Source organism: Pseudonocardia alni (assembly GCF_002813375.1).
Taxonomy (GTDB): Bacteria; Actinomycetota; Actinomycetes; order Mycobacteriales; family Pseudonocardiaceae; genus Pseudonocardia; species Pseudonocardia alni.
The window spans coordinates 567,955-584,088 of record NZ_PHUJ01000003.1 but is presented as its reverse complement, the minus strand read 5'-3'; the positions used below and the strand labels follow the sequence as shown (position 1 = coordinate 584,088).

The 16,134-nt window shown below is 75.7% G+C and carries 18 protein-coding genes and 1 pseudogene; 11 read left to right on the top strand and 8 right to left on the bottom strand.

Going from position 1 to position 16,134, the window contains the following annotated elements; translation table 11 throughout:
* Positions 1 to 208 precede the first annotated feature (208 nt).
* The 5 genes from ATL51_RS03930 to ATL51_RS03910 all read left to right on the top strand — a co-directional run bounded on the left by ATL51_RS03930 (position 209) and on the right by ATL51_RS03910 (position 3,843).
* Positions 209 to 1,090 carry a glycosyltransferase family 2 protein gene (locus tag ATL51_RS03930; RefSeq protein WP_073574796.1) on the top strand — a complete coding sequence of 294 codons (882 nt, stop codon included), beginning with the start codon at positions 209 to 211 and terminating at the stop codon, positions 1,088 to 1,090.
* A gap of 188 nt (positions 1,091 to 1,278) precedes the next feature.
* The gene (locus ATL51_RS03925; RefSeq protein ID WP_174565861.1) at positions 1,279 to 1,992 is read left to right on the top strand and encodes an energy-coupling factor ABC transporter permease; all 714 of its coding nucleotides are present in this window, start codon (positions 1,279 to 1,281) and stop codon (positions 1,990 to 1,992) included.
* Positions 1,989 to 2,339 (top strand): PDGLE domain-containing protein, encoded by a 351-nt coding sequence (locus tag ATL51_RS03920; protein WP_073574795.1) that lies wholly within the window; start codon positions 1,989 to 1,991, stop codon positions 2,337 to 2,339. The genes ATL51_RS03925 and ATL51_RS03920 overlap by 4 nt, the downstream gene beginning before the upstream one ends.
* The gene (gene cbiQ / locus ATL51_RS03915) at positions 2,339 to 3,103 is read left to right on the top strand and encodes a cobalt ECF transporter T component CbiQ (protein ID WP_100877696.1); all 765 of its coding nucleotides are present in this window, start codon (positions 2,339 to 2,341) and stop codon (positions 3,101 to 3,103) included. The genes ATL51_RS03920 and cbiQ overlap by 1 nt, the downstream gene beginning before the upstream one ends.
* Positions 3,100 to 3,843, top strand: a complete 744-nt coding sequence (locus tag ATL51_RS03910; RefSeq protein WP_100877695.1) for an energy-coupling factor ABC transporter ATP-binding protein — start codon at positions 3,100 to 3,102, stop codon at positions 3,841 to 3,843. The genes cbiQ and ATL51_RS03910 overlap by 4 nt, the downstream gene beginning before the upstream one ends.
* Positions 3,844 to 3,951: 108 nt before the next feature.
* Here ATL51_RS03910 and ATL51_RS03905 read toward each other — a convergent pair whose 3' ends face one another.
* The 3 genes from ATL51_RS03905 to ATL51_RS03895 form a co-directional block, all read right to left on the bottom strand.
* The gene (locus ATL51_RS03905) at positions 3,952 to 5,202 is read right to left on the bottom strand and encodes an SPFH domain-containing protein (RefSeq protein WP_073574792.1); all 1,251 of its coding nucleotides are present in this window, start codon (positions 5,200 to 5,202) and stop codon (positions 3,952 to 3,954) included.
* An 88-nt stretch (positions 5,203 to 5,290) separates the two neighbouring features.
* On the bottom strand, positions 5,291 to 5,740 hold the full coding sequence (locus ATL51_RS03900) for an NfeD family protein (protein ID WP_073574791.1): 450 nt from the start codon (positions 5,738 to 5,740) through the stop codon (positions 5,291 to 5,293).
* Positions 5,741 to 5,853: 113 nt separating this feature from the next.
* Positions 5,854 to 6,693 carry a DUF3097 domain-containing protein gene (locus ATL51_RS03895; protein WP_208622914.1) on the bottom strand — a complete coding sequence of 280 codons (840 nt, stop codon included), beginning with the start codon at positions 6,691 to 6,693 and terminating at the stop codon, positions 5,854 to 5,856.
* 145 nt (positions 6,694 to 6,838) lie between these two features.
* Here ATL51_RS03895 and ATL51_RS28865 point away from each other — a divergent pair, with 145 nt between their 5' ends.
* Positions 6,839 to 7,633: a hypothetical protein gene (locus ATL51_RS28865; protein ID WP_073574789.1), complete on the top strand. Its 795-nt coding sequence runs from the start codon at positions 6,839 to 6,841 to the stop codon at positions 7,631 to 7,633.
* Between the two features lie 152 nt (positions 7,634 to 7,785).
* Here ATL51_RS28865 and ATL51_RS29810 read toward each other — a convergent pair.
* A pseudogene (locus ATL51_RS29810) lies at positions 7,786 to 8,226 on the bottom strand (LysR substrate-binding domain-containing protein); the annotation flags it as partial.
* Here ATL51_RS29810 and ATL51_RS03885 point away from each other — a divergent pair.
* Positions 8,225 to 9,019, top strand: a complete 795-nt coding sequence (locus ATL51_RS03885) for a potassium channel family protein (protein WP_100877692.1) — start codon at positions 8,225 to 8,227, stop codon at positions 9,017 to 9,019. The pseudogene ATL51_RS29810 and the gene ATL51_RS03885 sit on opposite strands and share 2 nt — an antisense overlap.
* A 7-nt stretch (positions 9,020 to 9,026) precedes the next feature.
* Here the strand turns inward: ATL51_RS03885 and ATL51_RS03880 are convergent, their stop codons facing one another.
* A complete protein-coding gene (locus tag ATL51_RS03880) occupies positions 9,027 to 9,701 on the bottom strand; it encodes a response regulator (protein WP_073575300.1) in 675 nt (224 codons plus the stop codon).
* Positions 9,698 to 10,849: a sensor histidine kinase gene (locus ATL51_RS03875; protein ID WP_100877691.1), complete on the bottom strand. Its 1,152-nt coding sequence runs from the start codon at positions 10,847 to 10,849 to the stop codon at positions 9,698 to 9,700. The genes ATL51_RS03880 and ATL51_RS03875 overlap by 4 nt, the downstream gene beginning before the upstream one ends.
* 143 nt (positions 10,850 to 10,992) lie before the next feature.
* On the opposite strand from ATL51_RS03875, the gene ATL51_RS03870 reads away from it, so the two are divergent.
* Positions 10,993 to 12,573, top strand: coding sequence for an alpha/beta hydrolase (locus ATL51_RS03870; RefSeq protein ID WP_100877690.1), 1,581 nt, complete (start codon positions 10,993 to 10,995; stop codon positions 12,571 to 12,573).
* Positions 12,574 to 12,692: 119 nt separating this feature from the next.
* On the opposite strand, the gene ATL51_RS03865 is transcribed toward ATL51_RS03870, so the two are convergent.
* Positions 12,693 to 13,736: a coiled-coil domain-containing protein gene (locus ATL51_RS03865; RefSeq protein ID WP_301548875.1), complete on the bottom strand. Its 1,044-nt coding sequence runs from the start codon at positions 13,734 to 13,736 to the stop codon at positions 12,693 to 12,695.
* Positions 13,737 to 13,935: 199 nt separating this feature from the next.
* On the bottom strand, positions 13,936 to 14,118 hold the full coding sequence (locus tag ATL51_RS27995) for a hypothetical protein (protein ID WP_157818215.1): 183 nt from the start codon (positions 14,116 to 14,118) through the stop codon (positions 13,936 to 13,938).
* A 187-nt stretch (positions 14,119 to 14,305) separates the two neighbouring features.
* Between ATL51_RS27995 and ATL51_RS29245 the strand changes: the two genes are divergently transcribed.
* Genes ATL51_RS29245 through ATL51_RS03850 form a run of 3 tightly spaced genes read left to right on the top strand, consistent with a single transcriptional unit; the run spans position 14,306 to position 16,132 of the window.
* Positions 14,306 to 14,434 (top strand): hypothetical protein, encoded by a 129-nt coding sequence (locus tag ATL51_RS29245; protein WP_301548874.1) that lies wholly within the window; start codon positions 14,306 to 14,308, stop codon positions 14,432 to 14,434.
* Between the two features lie 2 nt (positions 14,435 to 14,436).
* Entirely contained in the window at positions 14,437 to 15,108 is a 672-nt protein-coding gene (locus ATL51_RS03855; protein ID WP_301548873.1) for a class I SAM-dependent DNA methyltransferase, read from the top strand.
* 4 nt (positions 15,109 to 15,112) lie between these two features.
* The gene (locus tag ATL51_RS03850) at positions 15,113 to 16,132 is read left to right on the top strand and encodes a site-specific integrase (protein WP_100877687.1); all 1,020 of its coding nucleotides are present in this window, start codon (positions 15,113 to 15,115) and stop codon (positions 16,130 to 16,132) included.
* Positions 16,133 to 16,134 lie beyond the last annotated feature (2 nt).

Sequence of the window (16,134 nt, the reverse complement as noted above, 5' to 3'; positions counted from 1 at the left end):
CCCGACGAGCGGTGATCGTCGGGCGGCGAGCGGCGAGACGTCCGGCCGTGATCACGGTGCGTATCCGTTCCGTCCCGATGGTCCCCTTCGGACGTCGCTCGTCCGCGCCGCCGTCCGGCCCGCCGACCGGGACGGGTAGCGTGGGTCGCCGCCTGCTCGTCCGATCCGTTCCACCCCTGCGAGGTACCCGATGAGGCCCGGCGGCTTTGTGCCCAGCGTGTCCGTCTGCATCCCGGTCCACAACGGCGAGACCTATCTCGCCGAGACCATCCGCAGCGTGCTGGAGCAGACCTGGCGGGACTTCGAGCTCGTCGTGCTGGAGAACGGCAGCACCGACGCGAGCTGGGAGATCGCGACCTCGTTCCGCGACCCGCGGATCCGGGTCGAGCGCAACCGGCAGACCCTGCCGCAGGGCGACAACTGGAACCGCGCCGTCGAACTGTGCCGCGCACCGCTGGTGAAGCTCGTCTGCGCCGACGACCTGCTGCACCCGCGCTGCCTGGAGCTGCAGGTTCCGCCGATGCGCGACGACCCGTCGCTGTCGGTGGTGGCCTCGCGCCGGCACATGATCGACGAGCAGAGCCGGGTCATCGTCCCGCGCCGCGGCCTCGGCGGCGGCCTGGTCGGGCTGCACTCGGGCAGCGAGGTCGCGCGTCGGGTCATCCGCAACGGCGCGAACCCGATCGGCGAGCCGGGCAATGTCCTGTTCCGTCGCGAGCAGTTCGTCACCGCGGGCGGGTGGCGCCCGGAGCGGCGCTTCATCATGGACCTCGACCTCTGGATGCGCCTGCTCCAGTACGGCGACTTCCTCGGCGTCCCGGAGACCCTGGCCGCGTTCCGGATCGCTCGCGGCTCGGTCTCCTCGGAGTTCGAGCAGCAGATCTCCGAGGAGCAGCAGCTGCTGTTCGACGAGCTGGGCGACTCCGGGGTGTTCGACGTCCGTCCGATCGACGTGCGGATCGGCCGGCTCGCCCTGCCGCTGGGCCGGGCCCGGCGCAAGGCGCTGTTCAAGGTCTCGCGCATCGCCGCCCGCAAGGACGACAAGCTGATCGCCGAGCGCGACGAGGCCGCGTCGGCCGACGCCCGCTGACCGCGGGCGCCCGACCGCGCGCCGCCCGTACGGACGGCATCCCGGACTCCCCGATCGGCGGGGTCGATACCGGACATCCGGGACATGCAGTCGCCTATCTACTGCCAGGCCTTTGCGGCAGCACCGCCGTCGCGTTGAATCCCCTCACCCGGCCGGGTGGCGGCCGGTCCGACCGGTGAGGGGGCGCGATGCAGACGCACGCGGTCGCCATGCACATGAGCGACGGACTGGTGAACGGCCCGACGGCGCTGCTGTTCGCCGTCGTCGCGGTGATCGCGCTGACGGTGGCCGTCCTGCGCGCCCGCGCGGACCTCGACGACCGCACCGCGCCGATGGCCGGACTGGTCACGGCGTTCGTCTTCGCCGTCCAGATGATCAACTTCCCGATCCTGCCCGGGGCCAGTGGGCACCTGCTGGGCGGGGCGCTCGTCGCGATCCTGGTCGGCCCGTGGGTGGGCATGATCGCGATCTCGATCGTGCTCGTCGTGCAGGCGCTGCTGTTCGCCGACGGCGGCATCACCGCACTGGGCCTCAACATCACGAACATGGCCGTGATCGGGGTGGTCGTCGGCTGGCTGGTGGCGCGCTCGCTGCGCCGGTTCGCGGTGCGTTCCCGCGGCGGGCTGGTCGCCGTCGCCTTCGTCGCGGCCCTGCTCAACACCGTCGTCGCGTCGATGGGCTTCGTCCTGGAGTACGCGATCGGAGGCGCCGGCGGCGCCACCCTCGGCACGGTGTTCGCGCTGATGGGCGGGCTGCACGTGCTGATCGGCATCGGTGAGGGCGTGATCACCGCGGCCACCGTGGGCGCGGTGGCCGCCGCCCGGCCGGACCTGGTGTACCTGCTGCGCGGCACCGGGCGCCCGCTGGCCCGCCGCTCGACCTCCGAGGAGGGTGCGCGATGAGCGCCACCGCCCGCCGTCGCCCGCTGCTGTTCTTCGCCGGATTCCTGATCGTGTCCCTGGTCGTGGCCGGGCTGGTCTCGTCCTTCGCCTCCCCCGACCCCGACGGCCTGGACACCGTCGCCCGGGACGGCTGCACCGCCGTCGCGACCCCGGACGGCGAGGAGCGGCTGGAGGGCACCTGCATCGCGACCCACGAGAGCGACCACGCCATGGCATCGAGCCCGCTCGCCGGGTACTCGGTCGTGGGCGGCGAGGGCACCACCGGCGTCGCCGGGGTGGCGGGGGTGCTGGTGACGGTCGTCGTCGCGGGCGGGGTGTTCCTGCTGCTGCGCCGCCGGGACGGCTGATGGGCGCCGGGCACGCGCACCCGCTGTACCTGCACCGCGACTCCCCCGTCCACCGGCTCCCCCCCGAGGTGAAGGTCGTCTCGGCGCTGCTGGTGGTGGTGTGCGTGGTCGCGACCCCGCGCGAGGCGTTCGCGGTGTTCGGCGGGTTCGCGCTGCTGCTGGCCGCGGTGTGGGCCCTGGCCGGGGTGCGCCCGGGCTGGATCCTGCGTCGCTCGGTGATCGAGCTGCCGTTCGTGGTGCTCGCGGTGCTGCTGCCGTTCACCGGCCCGGCACCGACGCTGGACTGGCTCGGCCTCACGCTGTCCCAGCCGGGGCTGCTCGGGGCGTGGAACATCCTGGTCAAGGGCACCCTCGGCGTCCTGACCTCGCTGACCCTCGCGGCGACGACGCCGATGCGCGACCTGCTCGTCGGCCTGCAGCGCCTGCACGCCCCGGCGATCGTCACCACGATCGCCACCCTGATGCTGCGCTACGCCGACGTGATCACCGGCGAGGCCCGCCGGATGCGGCTGTCCCGGATCTCCCGCGGCCACGACCCGCGGTTCCTGTGGCAGGCCGGGGCGACCGCCCGCGGGATCGGCTCGCTGTTCGTACGGTCCTACGAACGCGGCGAGCGGGTGCATCTGACGATGCTGTCGCGCGGCTGGACCGGCACCATGCCGCCGTCGGGCGATGCCCCGACCACCTCACGGCAGTGGCTGGCCGGGCTGACCGTCGCCGGGGTCGCGGTGCTGCTGGCCGGATCCGGCTGGGTGGCCGTATGAGCCCGCCGTCGCTGCGGCTGACCGACCTCGCCTTCGCCTACCCCGACGGCCACCAGGCGCTGTTCGGCATCGACCTGACGATCGCCCCCGGCGAGCGGGTCGCGCTGCTCGGCCCGAACGGCGCCGGGAAGACCACGCTGGTGCTGCACCTCAACGGGATCCTCGGCGGCGGGGACGGCGCCGCGGGCACCGTCGAGGTCGGCGGGCTCCGGGTGGAGAAGCGGCACCTGCGCGAGATCCGCCGCCGGGTGGGGATCGTCTTCCAGGACCCCGACGACCAGCTGTTCATGCCCACCGTCGCCGAGGACGTGGCCTTCGGCCCGGCGAACTTCGGGCTGCGCGGGCCCGCGCTGCGCGAGCGGGTCGACGAGGCCCTGGCCGCGGTGGGGATGGCCGACGCCGCCGACCGCTCCCCGCTGCACCTGTCCGGCGGGCAGCGCCGCCGGGTCGCGCTGGCCACGGTGCTGGCGTGCGACCCGGAGATCCTGGTGCTCGACGAGCCGTCGTCGAACCTGGACCCGGTGGCCCGCCGCGAGCTGGCCGAGGTGCTGCTGGGGCTGGGCCGGACCATGCTCATGGTCACCCACGACCTGCCGTACGCGCTGCAGCTGTGCCCCCGCAGCGTCGTGCTGGACGGGGGCACCGTCGTCGCCGACGGGCCGACCCGCGAGCTGCTGGCCGACACCGAGCTGCTCGCCCGGCACCGCCTGGAGCTGCCCTACGGCTTCGTCCTGGCCTGAGTGGGGCGCCCAGGGAGATCGCGCATGCTCCGGACGCGCCACCGCCCCACCCGGCGAGCCGGACGGGGCGGTGCGGTCACCGTTCGACGGTGAGGTGCGGCCCGGGGGTCAGCCGCGCTGTTCCTGGCCGTTCGGGTGGCCCTGCGCCGCGCCCGGGGCGCCGATGCCGGGGACCTCGCGGGAGGCCTCCAGCCGGGCCGGGGCCGCACCGCCGCCGTTGCCGGTCTCGGCGCCGGGGACTGGCGGGACGTCCGAGCCGACCGGCGGGACCTCCTGCTGGGCCGCCGCGGTGGCCGCCGCGACCTGCTTGGCGATCTCCGGGTCGGACGAGGTGTCGAACCAGTCCTCGACGCCGTCGTCCTCGGCGGGCCGGGAGACGGTGCCGTCGTCGGGACTGGGCTCGTAGCGGAAGACGCCGTCCTCGCCGGGCGCACCCAGCATCCGGGTGAAGCCCTCCAGTGCCTTCCCGAAGTCGGACGGGACGACCCACAGCTTGCTGGCCTCGCCCTCGGCCATCTGCGGCAGCGTCTGCAGGTACTCGTAGGCGAGCAGCTCCGGGGTGGGCTTGCCGGCCTTGATCGCGGCGAACTTCTTCTCGATCGCCTTCGACTCACCCTGCGCCTCGAGGTACAGCGCGGCCCGGCGGCCCTGCGCCCGCAGGATCTCCGACTGCCGCTCGGCCTCGGCGGCGAGGATGGCGGCCTGCTTGGCGCCCTCCGCGGTGAGGATCTGGGACTGCTTATTGCCCTCGGCGCTGCGGATGGCCGACTCCCGCTGGCCCTCCGCGGTGAGGATCATGGCCCGCTTCTCGCGGTCGGCCTTCATCTGCTGTTCCATCGAGTTCTGGATCGAGGGCGGCGGGTCGATCGCCTTGATCTCGACCCGGGCGACCCGGATGCCCCAGCGCTCGGTGGCCTCGTCCAGCTCGCCGCGCAGCGCGGTGTTGATCCGGTCGCGCGAGGTCAGCGTCTGCTCGAGGGTCATGCCGCCGACCACGTTGCGCAGGGTCGTGGTGGTGATCTGCTCGACACCGGCGATGTAGTTGGCGATCTCGTAGACCGCCGCCTTGGCGTCGTTGACCTTGAAGTACACGACCGTGTCGATGTTGACGGTCAGGTTGTCCTGCGTGATGACCGGCTGCGGCGGGAACGACACGACCTGCTCACGCAGGTCGACCCGCTCGCGGGTGCGGTCGACGAACGGCACCAGGATGGCGGGGCCGCCCTCCCGGATGCTGTGGTAGCGGCCCAGCCGTTCGATGATGTAGGCCCACTCCTGCGGGACGATGACGACCGACTTGACGACGATCGTCACGACCAGCGCGAGCAGGATGATGCCGATGATGAACTCGGCGCCCATGTGCTCTCCCCTCCTGCGCGCCGGAGAACCGGCGCCCGTGTCGCCCCGGATTCCCCGGGGCGTCGTGGCCGTCCCGCCGCGGTGGCGGTCAGGACGGCGGTAGCTCCCCCCGACCGGTGACGAGCACGGCCGCCCCGGTCACCTGCAGGATCGTGACGGTGGCGCCAGCCTCGAGGACCTCCACCCCGTCCATCGACCGCGCCGACCACACCTCACGTCCGATCCGCACCTGCCCGCGCTCGCCGTCGACGCGCTGCACGACCTCGGCGGAGGCGCCGACGAACCGGTCCTGGTGGCGATCGAGCGTGCCCATGTGCTCGGCCAGCCTGCGTTTCGCCACCGGTCGCACGGCCAGCAGCAGCAGTACCGCGACGGCGCCGCCCACCCCGGCGGCCGGGAGGAGCGTCAACCCGAGTGCGGCCCCGGCCGCCGCGGCGAGTGCGCCGCCGCCGAGCATGACGAGGAACAGCTCCCCGGACACGACCTCGCTGCCGATCAGTACGAGACCGATGAGCAGCCAGATCAGTGCCGGATCCATGGGCCCCAGGGTGCCAGAATGTCCGATTCCCCGTCGGCGTTTCGTCGGGATGCTCCGCACCGCTTGGCCCGATCGTTACCGGCCGGTGCCGGACTCCGCCCGCGGTGTCGGGGTCAGTCCCCCTCGGCGGTGACGAAGTCGATGAGGCGCTCGACCGCGCCGATCATCGGGGTCTCCAGGTCGCGGTAGCTGCGGACCGCGCCGAGCACCCGGCGGGCGCCGTCGGCGGGCTCGCCCCACCGCAGCGCCGCGCAGACCCCGGTCTTCCAGTCGGTGCCGCGCGGGATCACCGGCCATTCGCGGATCCCGACGACCGAGGGCTTCACGGCCTGCCAGACGTCGACGTAGGGGTGGCCGGTGACCAGGACGTGCTGCTGCGCGTCGCGGGTCGCCCGGTAGGCCTCGCGGGCCTGGCGGGTCTCCTTCGTGCCCTCCACCAGGTGGTCGACGAGGATGCCGAGGCGCCGGTGCGGGCCCGGGGCGAAGTCGCGGACCGCGGCGGCGAGGTCGTCGACGCCGTGCAGCGGCTCCACGACCACGCCCTCGACGCGCAGGTCGTGCCCCCACACCTGCTCGACCAGGGCCGCGTCGTGCAGGCCCTCGACCCAGATCCGGGCGGCGCGCGCGGTGCGCGCCTTCAGGTTCGCGACGTGCACCGAGCCGGACGCGGACAACGTGCGGCCCGCGGGGGCGGCCTGCGGCCGCACCAGCGTCGCGGGGCGGCCCTCGTACAGGAATCCGGCGGGGCGCAGCGGGAAGATCCGCCGGCCGCCGAAGCGGTCCTCCAGCGTCACCTCCGAGCCGGTGACGGTCACCACGGCACCGCAGAAACCGCTGGCCGGGTCCTCGACGACCAGGCCCGGCTCGGCGGCGACCTCGGTCACCCGGCTCTCCCGCGGCGCACGGGTGCCCGCGGTGTCGAACATGCCCCGGTAATCGTGGGTCCGGCTCATGGTGAGCCAGTATCGGTCGACGCCGGTCGGTGACCGCGGCACGACACGCCCACACTGCGGTGGTCACGCACAGCGTGACCCTCGTAGCGCTGCGTCACCCACGTGCCGGGTGTGCGACGCCGGACGGGCCGTTAGCCTGACCGCCGTGTCCTGTGCCTCCACGACCTTCGCCGTGTGGGCCTCGGCCTGGCTGGCCGGGTCCGCCGCACCCGACGACGTCCTCGACGCGCTCGCGCCGTGGTCGGAGGCGCACGACGTGCTCGCCGCCGACGACGTCACCGCCGCCACGACCGGACTGCCCGGACCCGGATCGGCGCCGACCTCGACGGCGATGCTGCTGGCCGCCGTCCGCCGCGGCGCCCCGCGCGGGCAGGCCCGGCTGGTGCTGCCGGCCCCCGGGGACGTGCGCGGCCTGCCCGGCCCGGGCCCGTTCTCCGACGCCGCGATCACCGCGGGCGAGGGCGTGCTGTTCGCCGACGCCGGGTTCGGCGTCGTGCCGTCACCGATCGCCGACGGGGTGGTCCGCTGGACCGCGCACGCCGTCGCCGACCCCGGCCCGGTCCCCGAGTACGTGGCGCTGAACGAGGCCGAACGGGAGCTGCGCGGCCAGGTGCGGGCCGCCGCCGCGGCGCTGACCGACCTGGGCGTGGCCCGGCACCGGCCCGGCGTGCGCGAGGAGATCGCGGCCTGGCTGCGCCGCCGCCCGCAGGCGCTGTGGCCCGGCGGGATGCCCCCGCAGGCGCTGCGGGTGCTGCAGCAGGCCGACGAGGTGGACGCGATCCTGTCCGCCGCCTCCGGCGACGAGCCCGGCGGCGCGCTGTCGGCGTCGGCGGCGGTCGCCCGCTCCGACGCGCTGCGCCCCATCGCCACCGCGGTGCGGGTCGCGCGGCGCGCCGCGGTCGCCGAGGCCGTCCGGGTCCTGGTGTCGGTCCCCCGCTGATCCCCGCGCCGGGCGTCACCGGAGCAGGGACTCCAGCAGCGCCTGCGCCGCCGGTCCGCCGGGCCCGCCCGAGCGCCACACCAGGTGCAGCCGCGTCCGGATCTCCGGGGGGGGATCGGCACCGCGACCGGCGGCCGGGCCAGGGCCACCACCCCGGCCGCGCCGAGCGCGGGTTCCGGGACCACCGCCACCCCCGCCCCGCGCGCGGCCAGGCGCACCAGCAGCGTCATCGCGCCGGACTCGAACCCGACCCGCGCGGTGAGCGACCGGGCCGCCGGCGCCGCGTCCAGCGCGGCGCGCAGGCCGTGCCCGCGGGGCAGGCAGATCAGCGGCCGGGCCGCGAGCTCGTCCAGGGTCACCGCGGCCCGACCGGCGAACGGGTCGTCCGCCGCCACCGCCGCCACCGCCGCGACCAGTGGGGACTCGACCAGCACCCGTCCGTCGAGGCCGTCGGGCGGGGCGTGCGGAAACCCCAGCACGGCGACGTCGAGCCTCCTGGACGGGTTCGCCGCCCGCGCGACCCGCGAGCGGTCGCACCCGGCGTTCCGGTTCGGACCGCCCCGCGGTGTCCCGGCCTCGTAGTCTCCGCCCATGACGCGTGCCGCGCCCCGACCGGAACCACGCCTGCGGGCGTGGGAAGCACGGACCGACGTCGGTCTGACGGTGCTCTCCGCCGGGTTCCTGCTGCTCTACGCCTGCGAGGTGCTGCTGACCCGCCCCGGGGCGCCGGCGTGGCGGGCCCTGGAGACCCTCCTGTGGGTGCTGTGGGCGGTGTTCGTCGCCGACGTCGCGATCCGGCTGTGGCTGGCCCGCGACCGGTGGCGGTTCCTGCTCGACAACCCCCTCGACGTCCTGGTCCTGCTCGCCCCGTTCCTGCGGTTCCTGCGCCTGGTCCGGCTCGTCGGCGCGGTGTCGGTGCTGACCCGGACGCTGCGGGACGACCTGCGCGGCCGGGTGAGCGCCTACCTCGTCGTCACCGTGTCGCTGCTGGGGTTCGTCGCGGCACTCGGCGTCTACGAGGCCGAACGCGACGTGCCCGACGCAACGATCACGACCTTCGCCGACGCCCTGTGGTGGGTCCTGACCACGATCACGACCGTCGGCTACGGCGACCGCTACCCGGTGACGACCGAGGGCAGGCTCGTCGCGGCCGGCCTGATGATCGCCGGGATCGCCGTGCTGGGCACCGTGACCGCGACCATCGCCAGCTGGTTCACCGAGCAGATCGAGCGGTCCCGTACGGAGGCCGCCCGCCACGACGAGCCCGACCCCGCCGGGCCGGGCGCCCCCGACCCGGCCACCTGGGCCGAACTCCTCGCCGAGCTCCGTCGGCTGCGCTCCCGCCTCGACGAGCTGGAGGCGGCCCCCGGGCAGCCGCCCGGCTGACGCCGCGTCAGACCGGCGGGGACAACCCGGCGTCGTGCACCAGCAGCGCCACCTGGACCCGGTTGTTCAGGTCCAGCTTGGTCAGGATCGCCGAGACATGGGTCTTCACCGTCGCCACACTGATGTGGTGACGGGCGGCGATCTCGGCGTTGGACCGGCCCGCGCCGAGATCGAGGGCGATGGTGCGCTCCCGCTCGGCGAGGCACTCCAGCCGTCGCCGGGCCGCGGCCCGGGTGCTGTCCCGGTCGGTCTCGGCGACCCGGTCGATGAGCCGGCGGGTCACCTCCGGCGAGAGCACCGGACGGCCCGCGGCGGCGTGCCGGACGGCGAGCACGAGTTCGTCGGGCGGGGTGTCCTTCAGCAGGAACCCGGCGGCGCCGGCCCGCAGCGCGCGCAGCACGTGGGCGTCGGCGTCGAAGGTGGTGAGCACGACGACCTGCGGCGCGCCGGGGCGGCGGCGCAGCGTCTCGGTGGCGGTCAGCCCGTCGGTGCCCGGCATCCGGATGTCCATCAGCACGACGTCGGGCCGGTGCCGCTCGGCCAGCGCGACCCCCTCGGCACCGTCCCCGGCCTCGGCGACCACGGTCAGGCCGTCGGCGCCGCGCAGCATCATCGACAGTCCGAAGCGGACGACCGGGTCGTCGTCGACGATGAGCACCGCGACGGGGTCGGAGGCGGTCACGACGGCCACGGTAGCCGCATCCCGGTCCGCCACCCGCCGTCCGGGGTCGGGCCGTGGTCCAGCCGGCCCCCGACGAGCGTCGCCCGCTCGGCCAGCCCCCGCAGCCCCTGCCCGGCCGCCGGCCGGTCGGCGCGGGCGGGCCGGGCCGGTGCCGGGTTCGCCACCTCGACGACGAGCCCGTCCCCGGCCCCGCCGGTCACCGTCACCGTGACCGGGGCACCCGGCGCGTACGTGCGCGCGTTGGTGAGGGCCTCCTGCACCAGCCGGTAGGCGGTGCGCCCCGCGGTCTCGGGCACCGGGTGTTCCCCGGTGGTCACGCCGGGCCCGTCGTGCAGGACGACCGCGGTCCCGGTCCGGCGGGTCTCCTCGAGCAGCTCCCCGACGTCGGTGATCCCGGGCAGCGGCAGCTCCCCCACCGGCGCCCGGAGCACCCCGATGACCTCCCGCAGGTCCTGCAGGGCGCGGTGGGCGTTCTCCCGCACGACCTCGGCGGCCCGCGCGGTCTCCTCCGCCGGCGCGTCGCGGTGGAACGCCAGCGCCCCCGCGTGCACGCTGAGCAGCGACAGCCGGTGCCCGAGCACGTCGTGCATCTCCCGGGCCAGCGCCTCCCGCGCCTCGTGCGCGGTGCGCTCGGCCCGCAGCGCCGCGGCGGACTCGGCCATCGCGGCCCGCTCGCGCAGCGACTCGACCAGCAGCCGGCGGCTGCGCACGAGCAGCCCCCAGCCGAACACCGCCGCGTGTCCCGCCACCAGCGCCCCGACCAGCAGCCACAGCGGGGCCTCCGGCATAGGCCGCCAGGAGTAGTACACCGCGAACGACGCGACGCTGCCCAGGAACACCGCGGCCGAGAGCCGGGCCGGGCAGCGGGCGGCGACCGCGAACAGCGCGACCAGCCCCGGGACCGAGGCGACCTCGGAGAACGTGCACAGCACGACGATGCCCACGGCCACCGGCAGCGGGTACCGGCGCCGCCACCAGAGCGCGACGCAGGCCAGCATCCCCGCCACGACGTCGACACCCAGCAGCACCTCGGGCCCCTCCGGCGACGACACCACCCGCAACCGGACCATGAGCAGCCCGATCAGGGCCGTCACCACGACCACCAGGCCGTCGACGACCCACCGCCGGTACGCCGCGACATCGGTCATGACGCCGAGGCTAGGGCCCGTACCGGCGCGGACGCCTCCGTCCCACGACCCGGCCGCGCTCATCCTTCGGACGGACCCCGGCCTGCCAGAACTCTCCCCCGGACGGATCCGGACGGCCGGACGGCCGCTCCAGACTCCACCGCATGCACGCCCTGCACCGACTCCTCCGGCCCCTCGCCGTCCTCGCGGCCGTAGTCGCCCTGACCCTGACCGGCTGCGCCGCCGCCGCACCCGCCGCACCCGCCGTCCCACCGCCCGACCCGGTCACCTGGACCGGGTGCGGTCCCGGCCTGGAGTGCGGCACCCTCGAGGTCCCCCAGGAGTACACCGACCCCGACGGCCCCCGCATCGCCCTCGCGGTGATGCGGCACCGTGCCACCGATCCCCAGCGCCGGATCGGCACCCTGTTCTTCAACCCGGGCGGCCCCGGGGTCGCCGCGACCGACACGCTGCGCGCGATGCCCGCCACCCCGGGGGTGCCGGGCACGTTCGGGCCGGAGGTGCTGGCGCGCTTCGACGTCGTCGCGATGGACCCACGCGGCGTCGGCGCCTCGTCGGCGGTGCGGTGCCGCAGCGACGCCGAGCGCGCCGACGCCGCCGCGAGCACCGCCGCGGACCCCGCCGTCCCCGGCGGTGCCCCGCTGCCGACGCTGCTCGCCGAGGCGAGAGCGCTGGCCGAGGGCTGTGCGGCGCACCGGACCCCGGCGTTCCTGGCGAGCCTGTCCACCGACAACGTCGCCCGCGACCTGGACCGGCTCCGCGCCGCGCTCGGTGAGGAGACGATCACCTACTACGGCATCTCCTACGGCACCGTCGTCGGCCCGATGTACGCCACCCTGTTCCCGGACCGGGTCCGGCAGATGGTCCTCGACGCGCCCGTCGACACCACGTTGTGGACCGGGGACTCCCTGGAGTTCCTCGACGAGGTCGCCGTCGCCAGCGAGCGGACCCTCGACGCCTGGTTCGACACCTGCCGCGCGGAGGGCACCGCTGCCTGCCCGTTCGGCGACGGGAACCCGGCCGCCGCGTTCGACGCCCTCGTCGCCGGTCTGGAACGCAGCCCCGCCCCGGCCCGGGCGGTGGAGGGTCTCACCCCGGCCGGCGTCGTCGACGGCGCGATGCTGCTGGAGACCGCCCGCGGCGCGGCGGGCGACCGCGCCCTCTGGCCGGTGCTGACGACGGCGCTGACGACCGCGCAGCAGGGCGACGGCACCCTCACCCACCTGCTGTACCGCACCCTGACGGTCTCGCCGTTCGGTGTCCCGACCGCGACGCAGGAGCAGCACACCGCGGTGCGCTGCGCGGACTGGACCACCCCGGCCGACGTCGCCGCGCACACCGCGGCCGCCGAGCGCGCGGTCGGGCACGCACCGCGGATCGGCACCCGCGCCGCCTACAGCGCGCTGGCCTGCGCGGTGTGGCCCGCGCCGAACACCGACCGGGTCACCGCGCCGCTGACCGGCGCGGGCGCCCCGCCGGCGCTGGTGGTCGGCGGCCGGCTCGACCCGGTCACCCCCCACACCTGGGCGGAGCGGACGGCCGACACACTGGACCGGGCGGTCCTGCTGACCCGTGAGGGTGTCGGGCACGGCTCGTACGGCACCGACCCCTGTGTCGACGCCGCGGTGGAGGCCACGCTGCTCGACACCACACTGCCGGCGGCGGGCACCGTGTGCACACCGCCGCGGGCCACCACCCGTCCCGGGGCGGTCCCGGGCGGCTGAGGTCAGCCGTGCGCGAGCACGGCGAACAGGGCCGGCACCAGCACCGTCACCCGGTCGCGAGCTCCAGCGCAGTGGTCAGTTCCAGCAGCCCGGCCGTCCCGGTCGCCGGCCGCCGGGCCTCACCCCCGCACCGCGGCCGCGAGGGCCGCGAGGTCGTCGGGGTGCATCCGGGCCGGGCCCGGCTCCGGTGCCGTGGCGCGCAGCCGGTCCCGTTCCGCGGCGAGCCCGTCCCGCTCCCGGCGGGTGTCGTCGAGCCGGCGGGTCAGCTCCTCGGCCGCGGTGCGGGCGTTCTCGTGCTGCGCGCGCAGCCCCTCGGCGACGGCGCGGGCCTCGGTCAGCAGGTCGTGCTGCGCGGCGAGCCGGCTGCGCTGTTCGACGACGGTCTCGACCAGACCCGCCCGATCGGCGACCACCGCGGCGTGGTCGGCCCGCAGCGCCGTCAGGTCGGCGTCCAGACGGTCCCGGTCGCGGGTGGCGGCGTCGGCGCGGGCGAGGGCGGCGTCGCGCTCGTGCTCGGCGGTCCGGGCGGTGAGTACCGCGGCCTCCCGGTCCCGGGTGGCGGTCGCGGCGGTGTCCCGGGCCTCGCGGGCGTCGGCGACGGCGGCGTCCCGGGCGGCGACGGCGTCGGCGGCCTGCTGCCGCGCCGCTCCGAGGGCCTCGGTCGCCGCGAGCGCGGTGGCGGCGGCCTCCTCGGCCCGGGTCACCGCCTCGGCCCGCTCCTGCCGGGCTTCGGTCGCGGCCCGGTCCGCCTCGCGGGCCCGGCGCTCGGCCGTCTCCCGGGCGGTGTCGGCCTGTCGACGGGCGGCGTCGGACTCGGCGGCGCCCGCGCGGGCTGACTCGGTGGCGGCCAGGGCGTCGCGCTCGATCTCGTCGAGCCGGTCCAGCACAGCGGTCAGCGCCCCGGACAGCTCGGCCACCGGCCCGGCAAGCGCGCCGACGTGCTCGCGGAGCCGGTCCGCGTCGAGCGCGAACGCCCCGGTCCCGGTGTCGAGGCCGAGAGCACCGAGGGCCTCCCGCTCGGCGCGGGCCATCTGCGCGCACGTCCGCCCCTGCTCCCACCGGGTGTCCCGGCAGAACGACCGCGGACGGCCGCCCTGCGGCCCGGGCGGGGGCAGCTCCGCCCGGCACCGGCTGTATCCGCACCGCACCACCGTGTCTGTCACGCCAGCCATGCTACCGGTTCAGGTTTCAGCAACTGATACGGGGTTTTAGGTCAGTTATTTTCGAACTAGAACAACACGGGATAATGCAGAGAATCCCGGGTTGTCCGGGCCACGGGTGCGCCGACCGACGCCGGGGCGCGCGGGAGCACACGGGGCACCGTCGTGGAGAGGGACCGCCGAGGCGGTGGAGGGTGCGCGGTCAGGCCGGAGCGGAGGCGCCGAACCACTCCGCGACCATCGCCGCGACCACGTCGCTGTCGGTGTCCGTCATCGGCATGTGGCTGTTCCCCGCCGGCCGGCGGGCGGGCAGATCCAGGTGCTGGACGGGCCCGGCCACTCCCCCGACGTAGGCCGACCACTGGGTCCGGAGCTGCCGGTACACCGGGGTCCGGTCGAGGGAGTCCCCGGACAGGCCTCCTGCTCGGTGCGCAGCAGCGCAGGGTCGGCCCCGCTGGAGGAAGTACTGGAGCCGGCCCTCCCGGCGGCGGAGGAGGCCGAGCGTAGCCGCGCAGGCCCGGGCCACGATCACCGCCGATAGCCTGGCCGGGAACCGGGCGAAAGGAGCAGCGATGGGCAGGACACCGTGGTTCGGGCCGGAGCGGGTCGGGTGGGGACTGCGCCCGCGGACCTGGCAGGGCCGGGTGGTGACGGCGGCGTTCGCCGCCGCACTGCTCGTCGTCGCCGCGGTCGGGCACTGACCGTGCCCCCGGTCCCGCGCCCCGCCGACCTCGACGCCGTCCGCGACTCCTACGACCGCGTCGCCGACAACTACGTCGACATGGTCGTCGCCACCGGCCTCGGTGACGTCCGCACCCACCCCTGGCTCCGGGCCGCCATGGACACCTTCGCCGACGCCGTCGCGGGCCGCGGGCCGGTCCTCGACGTCGGCTGCGGGCCGGGACAGGTCACCGCCCACCTCGTGGACCGCGGCGTCGACGCGTCCGGGATGGACCTCTCCCCCGCCATGATCGCCCACGCCCGGCGCCTGTACCCGCACTGCCGGTTCTCGGTCGGCTCGGCCACCGGGCTGGCGGTCCCCGACGCCTCGCTCGCCGGAGTCCTGGGCTGGTGGTCGCTGTTCCACCTGCCCCGCGACGTCCTGCCGCACGTCCTGGCCTCCTTCACCCGCGCCCTCGCCCCCGGTGGGCGGCTGATCATGGCGACCCACGTCGGCGACGGCGAGCTCGAACGCACCGAGTGCTACGGCGGCGTGCCCGTCCGCTGGACCACCCACCTGTGGCGGCCCGAGCAGCTGCGCGACCTCCTCGGGCGGGCCGGGCTGCACCCCGAGGCCGAGCTCCTCCTGCACCCCGACGAGCGGACCGGCCCGGGCGTGGTGATCACGGCGCGGGCACCGGGACCGGGAGGATGACCCCGTGACCGACCCCGCCCCCACCGGCGTCCCCGGCGCCGAGCTGCTCGCGCCGCAGGTGGACCTCCCGCTGACCGAGCAGGAGGCCGCCTACGTCGCGGCCGCCCGGTCGGCCAACACCCGTCGCGGCTACGCCTCGGACTGGCGGGAGTTCAGCAGCTGGTGCGCCCGGCACGGGCACGAGGCGCTGCCTGCCGCCCCCGAGGCGCTGTCCGGCTACATCACCGAGCTCGCCGGGGCCGGGGCGAAGGTCGGGACCATCAGCCGCCGGCTGTCCTCGATCCGGTTCGTGCACGTCATGCGCGACCTGCCCGACCCCACCGACGCCCGCCGCGTCACCGCCGTCTGGGAAGGCATCCGCCGCACCCACGGCGCCCCGCCGGTCCAGGCCCGGCCGCTGATGCCCCCCGACCTCGACGACGTCGTCGACGCCTGCCCCACCACGCGCAGCTACGCGACCCGCCCGGGTGAGGACGACCTCGCCGGCCTGCGCGACCGGGCCCTGCTGCTGGTCGGGTTCTTCTCCGCGCTGCGCCGCTCCGAGCTGGCCGCGCTCACCGTCGCCGACGTCGCCGACCACCCGCGCGGCCGCGTCCTGTCGATCCCCCGGTCCAAGACCAACCCGTACGGCACCGAGCCCGAGCTCGTCGTCCTCCCGCACGCGCACCGGTCCGCACGCTGCCCGGTCACCGCGCTGCGGACCTGGCTCGACGCAGCCGGGATCACCGAGGGCCCGGTGCTGCGCAAGGTCACCCGCGGCAACCGGGTGACCGACCGGCCGCTGCACCCGGAGTCGGTCAACGAGATCGTCCAGCGCGCGGTGGCCCGTGCCGACATCGGCCCCGGCCCCTGGTCGGCGCACTCCCTGCGCGCGGGCCACGTCACCTACGCCCACCAGCGCGGCGCCTCCGACCGGGCCATCGCCCACCAGACCCGGCACCGCTCCCTGGCCACCGTCGGCGCCTACATCCGCATCGACAACGCCTGGGAGGACAACTCCGCCGCCCTGCTGGCAGGTCTGTAGCC

Coding starts and splice junctions, on each gene's coding strand:
- ATL51_RS29245 (WP_301548874.1), top strand. CDS start 14,306: ATGGGCAGGACACCGTGGTTCGGGCCGGAGCGGGTCGGGTGGGGACTG.
- ATL51_RS03905 (WP_073574792.1), bottom strand. CDS start 5,202: ATGGGCGCCGAGTTCATCATCGGCATCATCCTGCTCGCGCTGGTCGTG.
- ATL51_RS03870 (WP_100877690.1), top strand. CDS start 10,993: ATGCACGCCCTGCACCGACTCCTCCGGCCCCTCGCCGTCCTCGCGGCC.
- ATL51_RS03895 (WP_208622914.1), bottom strand. CDS start 6,693: ATGAGCCGGACCCACGATTACCGGGGCATGTTCGACACCGCGGGCACC.
- ATL51_RS03900 (WP_073574791.1), bottom strand. CDS start 5,740: ATGGATCCGGCACTGATCTGGCTGCTCATCGGTCTCGTACTGATCGGC.
- ATL51_RS03910 (WP_100877695.1), top strand. CDS start 3,100: ATGAGCCCGCCGTCGCTGCGGCTGACCGACCTCGCCTTCGCCTACCCC.
- ATL51_RS03885 (WP_100877692.1), top strand. CDS start 8,225: ATGACGCGTGCCGCGCCCCGACCGGAACCACGCCTGCGGGCGTGGGAA.
- ATL51_RS03925 (WP_174565861.1), top strand. CDS start 1,279: ATGCAGACGCACGCGGTCGCCATGCACATGAGCGACGGACTGGTGAAC.
- cbiQ (WP_100877696.1), top strand. CDS start 2,339: ATGGGCGCCGGGCACGCGCACCCGCTGTACCTGCACCGCGACTCCCCC.
- ATL51_RS03920 (WP_073574795.1), top strand. CDS start 1,989: ATGAGCGCCACCGCCCGCCGTCGCCCGCTGCTGTTCTTCGCCGGATTC.
- ATL51_RS03875 (WP_100877691.1), bottom strand. CDS start 10,849: ATGACCGATGTCGCGGCGTACCGGCGGTGGGTCGTCGACGGCCTGGTG.